Below are 12,405 nucleotides of genomic sequence, written 5' to 3' on the forward strand. Positions count from 1 at the left end.
GGTTGTGGCGGTGAGGATGGGCAAAAGGAAAGTTACTTTACAAACGAAAATTTTGGGGTTAATTATCGGGCTTTTGCTTGTTGTCATTGCATTATTAACCATTTGTTTTGGTTTTCTGCAGACATCGGAAAGGCAGGGACAAGCTGAACAGCTGGCGGTGCAGACCGCTAGAACGATATCATATATGCCGCCCATTAAAGCATCGGTGGCGGTGTCAGCTTCCCAAAATGAAGAACAGGCAGTGCTTGAGCAAATGAAGGAGCAAGTAAGAGCACATGCCATCTTCATTACCAACCGAAAAGGAAAGGTTCTTATTCATACGAATCATGAGGACGTAGGAAAAACCATCAGTGTATCGGAAGGAAGAAGTACCCTCTTATTTGGAGGAACTTCTATATCCACTGATGATTCTAATGGTGAAACCGTTGTCAGAGGCAGTGCACCCATTATGAAAGAAACAGAAGGGCATGAAGAAATTATTGGGACAGTCACCGTCGAATTTTTAAAAAAGGAAATCGATCAAGCAACAGCTCATCAGCTATTGAAGCTTAGCTATATTGCCCTTTTAGTGCTCTTGCCTGGCATATTCGGTGCGATTTTTTTAACGAAGAGTATTCGAAAAGATACATTAGGGCTTGAGCCGCATGAAATTGCTTCGCTGTATCGAGAAAGAGAAGCGATGCTGCTCGCTATAAAAGAAGGGATCATTGCGTTTGACCAGAAAGGCGCGATTACGATGATGAATACATCAGCTGAACATATGCTGCGCGTCTCATCAGAACTGCCCCTTCATATTGATCAAGTCTTGCCAAATGCCAAACTTCTTTTCTATTTAAAGGCAGAGACGATTGAACCTAACATCGAAACCGTCGTCAATGATAAAACCTATGTTTTAAATGTGAAAAAGGTAATGCAGGACAATCGAGTATTCGGAGGGATTGTGAGCTTTAGGGAGAAAACCGAACTGACGAAGCTGCTGGATACATTAACAGAGGTCAGCCAGTATTCAGAAGACCTGAGAGCACAAACGCACGAATTCTCAAATAAGCTGTATGCCATCTTAGGCCTGCTTGAGCTGAATCAAGTCGATGAAGCCATCGACTTGATTAAAGAAGAATATCATCTGCAAAACCGACAGCACGATTTACTCATGAAGCAGATTCGGTCTCCTAAAATACAAGCGATCTTACTTGGCAAGCTAGGGAAAGCATCTGAGAAGAAAGTCCATTTCCACATTGATGAAAATAGCTCACTAGAGCCGCTCCCAGCTCATTTAAGTCTATCTCACTTTATCACCATCATTGGCAATCTCGTAGATAATGCTTTTGAAGCTGTATTAAATAAGGAGAAGCGCGAGGTAGACCTATTCATCACAGATATTGGGTTTGATATTATCATAGAAGTGTCAGATTCAGGTGATGGAGTGAATGAAGAGGAACTGTCACAGATTTTCACAAGAGGCCATTCGTCAAAGGGAGAAGGACGAGGCTACGGGCTTGCGAATGTGAAAGAAGTATTGGACGAGCTTGGGGGCTGGATTGAAGTTGCGAACCAAAAAGAAGGCGGTGCCATCTTTACTGTATACATACCGAAAGGCACAAAGGGGGAATAGATGGTGATTAAGGTACTCATTGCGGAGGATGATTTTCGAATCGCTGCCATTCATGAATCTTATATACAAAAGATAGAAGGATTTAAAGTCGCCGGAAAGGCAAAGAGTGCAAAGGATATGTGGGAGGCGCTCCAAAGGGAACAAGTTGATCTCATCTTGCTTGATGTCTATATGCCTGATGAACTTGGCACAAACCTGCTGCCGTTTTTAAGAGAACGCTGTCCTGAAGTAGATGTGATCATTATCACGGCTGCAACGGAAACGACGCTTTTAAGAGATGCACTTCATTACGGAGTGGTTCATTATTTAATCAAACCGGTGACCGCACAAAAGTTTGCACAAGTCTTAACCGAATATAAAGAAAAGAAAGACATCATCAATTCAAAGGATGAAGTCAATCAAACGATGATCGATCTGTTTTTTGGGCAAATGCAGGAAGAGCCAAAACAAAGGGATGACAGAGATCTTCCCACGGGCATCAATTCACTGACCTTGGATAAAGTGAAAACATTGATGGCATCTGAAAATAGCGGAATTACAGCAGAAGAACTCGGGGAAAAGATGGGCGCATCACGTACAACTGCGAGACGCTACGTAGAGTATCTCGTGACAACAGGGGAATGCCGGGCAGAGCTTGCATACGGAATCATTGGTAGACCTGAACGGAAATATTATCCTGCCAAACAAGCGGAGTCATAAAAGATGAAAAAAGCAATATTTTTTGTTATCGTGCTCTGCCTTTGTATCACGCTCACCTTTAATGAAAAAAAGGCCGGAGATTCTTTCCTTCAGCAAAGCTCCTTATATATTGTGGTGTCGGGTGTACCAGAGGGGGGATTTGACCAAACGGCTCAGGTGATGAAATCAGTGCTTGAACAAGAGAAGCTGGTGAAACGGCCTGTGAACATTCTTTATCAAAGAGGCGGAACGGTGGATAAAGGATGGACCTACATGATGGAGCGAGAAGCCAACTATATCAGTTTAAATTCAAGCTTATTGTTAAGCCGTAACTTGCTTGGCAGCAGTAACGTGACGATGAATGATGTGACACCGCTGGCAATCCTTGCAGAAGAGTGGCAGGTCGTCGCAGTCCCAGTAGATTCTCCTTTTGCAAATGGGAAGGAGCTGTTACACGCACTCAAGAAAAAACCAGATTCCTTAAAAATTGGGTTTGCCCCTGACTTTGGAAATGATGATCAAATCTCATTCGCCCGGGCAGCAGAAATGGCAGGGATTGATCCATATCGCATTCAATTTCTGAAATTTGACAGTGCAGATGATTTATTTCAGGCGCTCATCGACCATGAGGTAGATGCAGCAACGACTACTATTACAGAGGTTCGTCATGATTATGACAAAAAGAGGCTGAAGCTCGTAGCCACGACAACCAGCGAGCGCTTAGATGGATTTGAAGATGTGCCGACATGGAAAGAGCAGGGCATTCCGCTCATCTTTTCCCATTGGCGCGGTGTGATGGGCCCTAAACAAATGAGTCAGCATGACATTCGTGAATGGGATCAGCTTCTTCAAAAAATGACGAAAACGAGGTTATGGAAAAAACGATTAAAGCAAAAGGGCTGGACAAGTCGTTATATGAACAGCAAAGAGGCAAAGATCTTTATGGAAGATCAATTAAGGCAATACGAGCAATTGATACAAGGAGAACAAGCGGTCGAGTGAGACCGCTTCCAGCATGTAGACAAACCCTTGCATTCGCCCGCATTCCTGTGTGCCGGTGCTCACGAATCTCACATTCGCTCCAGTACTCGTCTTTCCTAGACTTCTATCAAGAAGACAAAGGGCTAAAATAAACCCTTTGTTTTTTTCATGGAATGAAAAAGGCCAATGTTTGAACAAAATGAACAAAAAGCATTTATCGACCGAAAAAGAATTAAAATTCATAATATTTACTTCAATTCTCACCTCAGATATGATGACAAAAAGGGTTGGAAATGGGATACCAACACATTAATGAAAGCGTATACAACATAAGGGGTGAACAATATGTTAGCAATCTTAGGATTTCTTATGATGATAGTATTTATGGTTTTGATTATGACGAAACGTATGTCTGTTTTAACGGCATTGGTGTTAACACCGATTGCATTTGCTCTTATCGCAGGTTTTCATTTTACTGAAATTTCAGACATGATTGTCAAAGGTGTGCAGCAAGTAGCACCGACAGCGGTCATGATCATGTTTGCGATTTTGTACTTTGGCATTATGATTGATGCGGGTTTATTTGACCCAATGGTGGCGAAAATTTTAAAAATCGTTAAAGGCGATCCATTAAAAATCGTAGTCGGAACAGCTGTCCTGACGATGCTTGTTGCACTTGATGGTGACGGAACAACGACATATATGATTACAACAACAGCGATGCTTCCACTATTTACACTGCTTGGCATCCGACCAATTATTTTAGCCGGAATTGCCGGAGTTGGCATGGGAATTATGAATACAATTCCGTGGGGAGGAGCCACACCTAGAGCGGCGAGTGCACTTGGGGTCGATCCTTCACTTTTATTTGGCCCGATGATTCCAGTCATTGGTGCAGGGGTTCTCAGTATGATTATTGTTGCTTATTTTCTTGGAAAAGCCGAAAGAAAACGTCTTGGTGTCATTGAACTTGACCAGCCGATTCATGCAAATGAAATGGCAGCTGCACTGCAAGATGACATCAAACGACCGAAGCTTTGGTGGTTTAACCTGGCGCTAACTTTGTTATTGGTGCTGCTGCTTGTATCAGGTAAAGTCAGTTTAACTGTTCTATTTGTTCTTGCTTTCTGTGTGGCAATTATTGTGAACTATCCGAACTTGGACCAGCAGCGTGAGCGAATTGCGGCTCACTCCACAAACGTTTTAGCCATTGCCTCGATGATTTTTGCGGCAGGTGTTTTTACAGGTATTCTAACTGGAACGAAAATGGTTGATGAAATGGCGATTTCGATTGTATCTGCAATTCCAGAGCAGCTTGGCGGCTTTATTCCAGTCATTGTCGCATTAACAAGCGGGATCTTTACTTTCTTTATGCCGAATGATGCATACTTTTATGGCGTACTGCCGATCCTATCAGAAACAGCGGCAGCTTACGGTGTCGATAAAATTGAGATTGCCAGAGCCTCTATTATTGGTCAGCCGATTCATATGTTAAGTCCACTTGTTCCATCGACTCATTTACTTGTTGGACTTGTTGGCGTATCACTGGATCAGCATCAGAAATTTGGGATGAAATGGGCTGTGCTGGCAGTTGTCGCTATGACTGTCATGGCAGTTCTCATTGGGGCTATTTCCATCTGGTAAATAAAAAGTGTCTGCTGTGAGCAGGCACTTTTTTTAGGTCATATTGCTGGGGAGGCTCCATTCATTTGCCCTAGACAAAGAGATGCCTGTTCCTCCAAAAGATTTATTTTTGAAAAATACTGACACTTTTGCTGTTTTTTTCTTTATAATGCAAATCAACGAAGGGAGAGGATAGCATGTCCAAACGAAAAGGCACGATTCTTTTTGCTGCTGTATGCCTCATGGCAGGCAGTTTGTCGATGGTGAGCCCAGCTTCAGCTCATGCAGAAACCCCTTATTACGGAAAGAATTATGAACAGCCGGCTTCAGTGAAAAAGCTATACCCTGAGCCTGACGAGACGTTTGATACCCCTGCCTTTCAGAAAAAAGAAGAAACATTTACAACACAAGAAGAGCTTCAAACTTTCTTACGAGACATTGTCCACAAAAGTCCTTACGCCACGCAGAAACAGATTGGAACATCCATTGAAGGCAGGTCCATCCAGGCCCTGTACTTTACAAAGGATCGCTCGATTACTCCACTTTCAAAAAAGCCAACAATCTGGCTCCAAGCACAAATACACGGAAATGAACCAGCCTCCGGTGAATCTGCTCTCGTCATTGCAAAACGATTAGCAGGTAAAGAAGGAGACCGTATACTTAATCATGTCAATATCATCATTGTCCCAAGAATCAATCCTGATGGTTCTTATGCGTTTGACCGCAGACTGGCAAACAGATTAGATGGTAATCGTGATCATATGACATTAGAATCTCCAGAACTGACAGCCCTGCATCAAGAATTTAATCGGTATGCGCCAGAAGTGGTCATTGATGCCCATGAATACGATGTGGGCCAAAAGCAGTTTGAAGATATCGGTTCATCAGGCGCTCTCAAATATCATGATTTGCTTATTCTATCAGGGAAGAATCTAAACATTCCTGAAAACATCCGGCTGACATCAAATGAGTTATATGTTAACGGAGTTCGTGAAACGCTGACGAATAAAGGGTTTTCTAACGATTTGTATTATACAAACACAAGAGGAAAGGATGGCAAGATCGACATTTATGAAGGTGGAACGGATGCGCGAATTGGCCGAAATGCCTTTGCACTTTCGCCAGCCCTGTCATTTCTTGTAGAAAGCAGAGGGATTGGGATTGGGAGAGAGGATTTTGCCCGCCGCGTCGCTGCGCAAGTAGCCACCCATGAAAAAATCATTGAGACCACGGTGAAACATGCCAAGCAGGTGAAGCAGCAAATGGTGACGGAGCGGTTGAAGCTTGTGAAAAAAGGGCTTCATCCAAAAGATGACGATCAAGTCGTCATTCAAGATGCTTTCAAATCACCTGTTGATGACACGCTGGAAATGGTTGATATTGAGAAAGGACAGACCACCAATGTTCCTGTACGTTTTCATAGTGCGAGCGATGCTGTTCCTGTCTTAACAAGAGAACGGCCGACAGCTTACCTCATTCTTCCGGGGCATGAAGGAGTAGAAAGGAAACTCAGAACATTAGGGTTAAAAAGTGTCACATTGCCGGTTGGCATGAAGTTGCCGGTACAAGCCTACAAGGTGACAAAACGAGAGGAAAAGAGCAAATCAGATATTCAGCTTGAAACAAAACTCGTTGACAAGAAACGTCAGCTGCCAAAAGGAACAAAGGTATATGTCACGGCACAGCCGCAAACCAATTTGCTGTCACTTGCCCTTGAACCAGAATCAAAGGACAGCTATATGTCATCAGGGTTTATCGCTTCAAAAACAGGTGATGAACTACCAGTCTATCGTTTCGTGCTTCCTCAAAATACGTTAGGCATTCAATAAAAAGGGGCTAAGATTTTATCAAATGTAAAAGCGGCACTAGGCGTGCCGCTTTTTTATTTTCGTCCAGCTCTTATTTCATCTGTCATGCCTTCATATGGTGCTTCTGCGATAATGGTTTCGTCATTCACACCTGCATGATGGATATACGTAATGTCCGCAAATTCTGGGACAACATATTTCGGATAGGTTTCGTATTTTTCACGAGATTCTTTCATGAGATCGATGTAGTCATTTTGATAGCAGACGGTGATGTCTGGACGTTCATGCACCCATTTTGGGAAGAAGATGACGCCATGCATGCGTTTTTCTTCAGGCATAAAGTTTAGAGAGACGTCTGTCCCAGTTGGTTCTGTCCAAGAGACTTTGTATACGCCTTTTGTCAGCTTTACAATATTTACTTCCTGATCACGGACCCAACGTCCTCCAACCATTCCGCTATGAATGCGGTAATCAATGGTGTGATCGTTTTTAATGTAAATCTCATATTCCCAGCCATTTTCATACGTATAAATCATATGAAGTCCAACGAATTGATCCATGTTTATTCCTTCTTTCATTAGAATGATGTTTTTTCAAACATGTTGTGATTTACATGTTTATTTTAAAGTCTATGGTATACTATTGTCAAAGAATAAGCGTTGGAGGCACATCATGAGAGTACTAAAATATGCCATTCTTGGCTTGCTGGATCAGCATGAGCTGACAGGATACGATATTACGAAACATTTTAAGGACTCCCTTGGACAGTTTTGGAGTGCAAAGCACAGTCAGATTTACCCTGAGCTGAAGCGTCTCACAGAGGAAGGGTTTATTGAATTTGATATTCACATACAAGGAAAAAAGCTGGAGAAGAAGGTCTATCAAATCACAGCGGCAGGAAAAGAAGAATTGCGTCAGTGGTTAAGAACAAAAGATCCGATTCCAGAAACAACAAAGGATGAATTCATGCTCAAAACATTTTTCATCTCCTCCATGGACAAAAAAGAAGCGGCTGACCTCTTTGCATATCAACTTTTAGAGCGCACCAAGAAAGTAGATGTGCTGGAACAAAAGCTGCACGCTTTGACAGAGGAAGACCCTTCTGCTGAATCACTGCATTCAGCGCAATTTGGGCATTACTTAGTGCTGACAAGGGCAATCGAAAGAGAAAAAGGCTATGTCCGCTGGCTCCAAAAGACCCTTATACGTATTGATTCATCTATGGTCTAAGGACAATGGTCGGATGATTTGATAAAAAATGGTTTGAAACGAGTGAATTTATCAATAGAAACCGCTACAATGGATATATTCGTATTAAAGTGAGGCGAGTATGTTTGAGTAATCAAGAAGCGTTGTGGAATGAAGCAGAAGCTTTTATTTCTGTATGCTATGAAGAATTAAATAAGTCAAATGAAGAGAAAGCAGCACGTCTGCATGAAATAAAAAAAGAAATTGAGTCTGAAGGTAGTTATACGCATACACTAGAGGAATTAGCTCACGGGGCGAAAATGGCATGGCGCAACAGTAACCGCTGCATTGGCCGTTTGTTTTGGTCGACCCTGCAAGTGCATGACTGCCGGCATGTAAAGACAGAGGATGAGGTGAAAGAGGCGCTCTTTCATCATATTGAGTATGCGACAAATGGCGGGAAAATCAAACCGTCCATCACGATCTTTCCCCCAGAGAGTCACAAGCAGAAGGAAGTCGTCATTTATAATCATCAGCTCGTTCGTTATGCAGGCTATGAGACGGAATATGGCATCATCGGCGACGAGGCATCTCTTGAATTAACAAAATTATGTGAAGCCCATGGCTGGAAAGGAGAGGGCACACATTTTGATATTCTACCTCTCATGTTTCAGCTAAAAGATCAGCCACCTGTTCTGTATGAGCTTCCGAAAGAAATCGTTCAAGAGGTAGAGATCACCCATCCTGAATATGATGGATTCCGTGATTTGGGACTAAGATGGTATGCGGTTCCGATTATTGCTGATATGAAATTAGAGATTGGCGGTATTCATTACAATGCTGCACCGTTCAACGGCTGGTATATGGGCACAGAAATTGGCGCACGCAACCTAGCGGATGAAAACCGCTATAATATGCTAAAAAAAGTTGCTTCTCTTTTAGGACTGGACACGACCAAGAATTCGTCCCTTTGGAAGGATAAAGCCATTGTCGAATTGAATGTGGCGGTTCTCCATTCTTATCGCGAAGCAGGGGTAACCATTGTCGATCACCATACAGCAGCACATCAATTCAAGCAGTTTGAAAAGCAGGAAGAAAAGGCTGACCGCAAGCTGACTGGGGACTGGACATGGCTGATTCCCCCTGTATCACCAGCTGCTACCCACATATTCCACAAGCATTACGACAATACGATTGTGAAACCAAACTATTTTTATCAGGACAAGCCCTATCACGGGACAGAAAAAGCCTAGCGATAGTTATATGTATGTTCTCTAATATGATGTTGAACATTTAAATTGATTAAAAAACAAGGGATAGATATCTATCCCTTGTTTTTTATTTATGATGACCACAAAAGATCTCTTCCTTACTACAACAAGGGGCGAAAAATTGCGCTCTCGCATTCCACTTCTGTATGACTTTCTCACCCTGGGGTTGTTTATCCTTTTGCATTCCCTACCAAGTTTGATCCCATGAGGACCATTCCTTGATATTAACAATTGTTATAACATTCAACTCCTATTTTTATTTTTTGTTTTAATTGCTTTTACTCGGTTCATCCAATTGCTCAGAATTTCTGAGTCGCAGACTTATAAATACTAAGATCAATGCAATGACCGTTAGGAAAACCCCCAGCAATCGGAATCCTGTAAAGTTGAACGCACCTCCCATAATGATACCTGTCAACAGTGAAGATAAAATTGTTCCCAAGTATCTCGATGTATTAAATAGGCCAGATGCTACACCGGCAATTTCTTTTGGAGAGCTTTTAAACAAAGCTGCCTGCATACCAACAGCGTTTAGCCCATTGCTAAAACCGAATGCGGCTAACGCCAGACACACACTGATGACTGGTGAACTTTGCGTCCATGTCACGATCCACACTGCCCCTACTACCATCAGTAATGAGGATACAATCAATACAGGTCTGGGTCCTGATTTATCGACCCATTTCCCTGCTATTGGCGAAGCTACAATCGAGCTCAAGCCCAAGGTTAACATAAGAATCCCTGTCTGGAATTCACTGACATGACGTACCATTTGCAGGTATGATGGAATCCCAAAAAAGAGTGAATAATAAAGTAAGTTAACTAGCAAGTATTGTATATTGACCCAAGTCATCTCTGGATATTTGGCGAAGATGCGTAAAGGAATAAATGGCGACACTGTTTTTAGCTCATGTCGTACGAATATTCCCACCGCAACGAGACCGATTAGCACAATAACGATATTCCACATAGAGAAATGCCCAGATGATTTCGCTGCCAGCAAGCCAACTAGAAGGGCAATCAGACCCACCGCAAAGAGCAGAATTCCTGGCACATCAATCACACCCAGTAATTTTCGAAATGACATGTCACGTGAAACCGTTGCTGCTGATCCATCATTAGGGATCATTTTCCAAGCTAATATAAAGCTCGCCACTACAAACGGGGTATTGACGATGAAGATCGCTGGCCAGTCCCACCATTGAATAAGTACTCCTCCGGCAAAAGGCCCTATAGCTGCTGCACCGGATAGGAAAATTGATAAACCTGCTAAAGCATCTGATTGCTTTTCAGTAATATGAATGCGTATTATAGCTGTTCCAACTGCAATCAGCATACTAGTTCCGATTGATTGTACGATTCTGAACACAATTAGCCATCCGAAATTTGGAGAAAATGGAGCCAGAATAGAAGAAACTAAAGATACAACAAGACCAGCCAGAAATATCTTCCTCCGACCGAATAAATCACTAGCCTTCCCCATGACAGGTTGGGCGATAGCACTAGCGATATAAAATGAAAACACAATCCAGGAAACAGCAGTAAAATCAATGCTATACACATGTTGCAACCTAGCAATGGCAACAGAAATCATTGATGAATTTAAAGGGTTTAATAATATTCCTAGTCCAACGGATATCATTAACCATCTGCTACGAGAATTCATTTTTTTCTCCCCCTTTAAATTTGTTACATTGATATCTTACTTGGAATTTTACATTCATTCCAACGCATTTAAAGTTATGATATCATTGACCAAAAGGAATGATTGGAGAGAAAATGAAATGGAACTCCTTCAACTACAATATTTTCTAGAGGTAGCTCGATTAGAGCATGTAACCGAAGCTGCACGAAGCCTCCACGTTACGCAATCGTCGCTAAGCAAAACGATTCAGCGTCTGGAAGAAGATTTAGGGGTACCTTTATTTGATCGCACAGGCAGGAAACTGCGATTAAATGAATTTGGCAACAAATTCATTCGTCGCGCGGAAAGGGCTTTGTTTGAGTTGGAACAGGGAAAACAAGAGATTAGCGATTTGTCTAGAGCAGAATCTGGCACACTAAAGCTTGCGGTAACCACAGCAAGCACTTTGCCTCAGATTATGCGAGAGTTTCGTAAAAAACGCCCTAATATCCAATTTCATGTGCAAATGCTGACCACACTCGAAATGGTCACGCTTTTACATCGAGGCGAAGTCGATTTTTGCTTGTCGTCCTCTCCTTTTCAAGGGGAAGACATCGAATGTCAAGTAGTCTTTGTTGATCCCATTCTTGTAGCAGTTCCTAATGGGCATCGACTGGCAGACCGAGGTAGCGTATGTTTAACAGAACTTAAGGATGAATGCTTTGTCGGTGTGAAAAGAGGATACGGCACTCGTGATTTAGTAGACTCTGTATGCAAATCGGCTGGAATTGACCTTAAATATGTGTATGAGGGCGATGAACCTACACGTTTGATCAGTCTTGTAGAAGCTGAAATTGGACTTGCCTTCATACCAAGCACAGCAAAAATATCATGGGGAAAGATTAAATATTTGCAAGTTGAGAATCATGAACTTGTACGTGATATCGCTTTATTATGGCATACAAGCCGATACATGACGCAAGCTTCATTGGAATTCCGCAAGGTAGTTCTAGACTATTTTGAGGCAATATCGAACCAGTCCAATTAATCTTATGCATGACTTGTACCGATTCGATGTTATACGAGGTCTAAGTCCCAACCAGCCTCAAACATATCTCTACAAGTAGGTGGTAAACTGTTTACTTGACGGAAATCAATGTCCTACGCCCCCGTACGTTCTACCCTGGCTACTGATAGATTAAATCTAAATAAAAAAAGTTCAACCAGAAAGTTCTGGCTGAACTATATAATACGAACGCTCTGTCTAACTATCATGAATAGGAATAATGTTTACAAATAGCTAGTTTTTTATGACCGTATTCGAAAAAACTTATAATGAGCCAGCTCGGTGAGCGGTTCCATGTGCATGCCGGTGACTTTTGAAAAAGGACTTCCTTTCCGGACAGTTTCTAAGAAATCAATCACTTTCTGATGCTCACCTTCTACCTTTAACTCGACATGACCTTCATCTGTGTTGCGTACCCAGCCTTTCATTCCACGATTGACGGCTTCTCCCTGAACAAAATAACGAAAGCCGACTCCTTGCACACGTCCTTTTACAATGGCGTGATAATGAACCATGGTCATCTCTCCTTTTTTCACATCGTACCATAGCTTGCA

The 12,405-nt window shown here is 42.3% G+C and carries 11 protein-coding genes; 8 read left to right on the forward strand and 3 right to left on the reverse strand.

Going from position 1 to position 12,405, the window contains the following annotated elements; translation table 11 throughout:
* Nucleotides 1-16: 16 nt before the first annotated feature.
* The 5 genes from ACN6NB_RS03495 (at nt 17) to ACN6NB_RS03515 (ending at nt 6,723) form a co-directional block, all read left to right on the forward strand.
* On the forward strand, nt 17-1,612 hold the full coding sequence (locus ACN6NB_RS03495; protein ID WP_099663021.1) for a sensor histidine kinase: 1,596 nt from the start codon (nt 17-19) through the stop codon (nt 1,610-1,612).
* A gap of 3 nt (nt 1,613-1,615) precedes the next feature.
* Nucleotides 1,616-2,311 carry a response regulator gene (locus tag ACN6NB_RS03500; protein WP_474253236.1) on the forward strand — a complete coding sequence of 232 codons (696 nt, stop codon included), beginning with the start codon at nt 1,616-1,618 and terminating at the stop codon, nt 2,309-2,311.
* A gap of 3 nt (nt 2,312-2,314) precedes the next feature.
* Nucleotides 2,315-3,292 carry a tripartite tricarboxylate transporter substrate-binding protein gene (locus ACN6NB_RS03505; protein ID WP_144491768.1) on the forward strand — a complete coding sequence of 326 codons (978 nt, stop codon included), beginning with the start codon at nt 2,315-2,317 and terminating at the stop codon, nt 3,290-3,292.
* Nucleotides 3,293-3,616: 324 nt separating this feature from the next.
* A complete protein-coding gene (locus ACN6NB_RS03510) occupies nt 3,617-4,915 on the forward strand; it encodes a citrate:proton symporter (protein ID WP_034283666.1) in 1,299 nt (432 codons plus the stop codon).
* A gap of 176 nt (nt 4,916-5,091) precedes the next feature.
* Nucleotides 5,092-6,723, forward strand: a complete 1,632-nt coding sequence (locus tag ACN6NB_RS03515; protein WP_144491767.1) for a M14 family metallopeptidase — start codon at nt 5,092-5,094, stop codon at nt 6,721-6,723.
* Between the two features lie 53 nt (nt 6,724-6,776).
* Here ACN6NB_RS03515 and ACN6NB_RS03520 read toward each other — a convergent pair whose 3' ends face one another.
* Complete coding sequence (locus tag ACN6NB_RS03520) at nt 6,777-7,262, reverse strand: phenolic acid decarboxylase (protein ID WP_008341777.1); 486 nt, start codon at nt 7,260-7,262, stop codon at nt 6,777-6,779.
* 112 nt (nt 7,263-7,374) lie between these two features.
* On the opposite strand from ACN6NB_RS03520, the gene ACN6NB_RS03525 reads away from it, so the two are divergent.
* Together ACN6NB_RS03525 and ACN6NB_RS03530 are read left to right on the forward strand one after the other, a co-directional pair.
* A complete protein-coding gene (locus ACN6NB_RS03525; RefSeq protein WP_058837494.1) occupies nt 7,375-7,932 on the forward strand; it encodes a PadR family transcriptional regulator in 558 nt (185 codons plus the stop codon).
* A 104-nt stretch (nt 7,933-8,036) separates the two neighbouring features.
* The gene (locus ACN6NB_RS03530; RefSeq protein WP_474253237.1) at nt 8,037-9,143 is read left to right on the forward strand and encodes a nitric oxide synthase oxygenase; all 1,107 of its coding nucleotides are present in this window, start codon (nt 8,037-8,039) and stop codon (nt 9,141-9,143) included.
* A gap of 286 nt (nt 9,144-9,429) precedes the next feature.
* On the opposite strand, the gene ACN6NB_RS03535 is transcribed toward ACN6NB_RS03530, so the two are convergent.
* Nucleotides 9,430-10,827 carry an MFS transporter gene (locus tag ACN6NB_RS03535; protein ID WP_099663024.1) on the reverse strand — a complete coding sequence of 466 codons (1,398 nt, stop codon included), beginning with the start codon at nt 10,825-10,827 and terminating at the stop codon, nt 9,430-9,432.
* A gap of 118 nt (nt 10,828-10,945) precedes the next feature.
* On the opposite strand from ACN6NB_RS03535, the gene ACN6NB_RS03540 reads away from it, so the two are divergent.
* Nucleotides 10,946-11,833, forward strand: a complete 888-nt coding sequence (locus ACN6NB_RS03540; protein WP_126681357.1) for a LysR family transcriptional regulator — start codon at nt 10,946-10,948, stop codon at nt 11,831-11,833.
* 260 nt (nt 11,834-12,093) lie between these two features.
* Here ACN6NB_RS03540 and ACN6NB_RS03545 read toward each other — a convergent pair whose 3' ends face one another.
* Entirely contained in the window at nt 12,094-12,366 is a 273-nt protein-coding gene (locus tag ACN6NB_RS03545; protein WP_126681356.1) for an acylphosphatase, read from the reverse strand.
* Nucleotides 12,367-12,405 lie beyond the last annotated feature (39 nt).

This window comes from Bacillus sp. 11B20, from assembly GCF_056098985.1.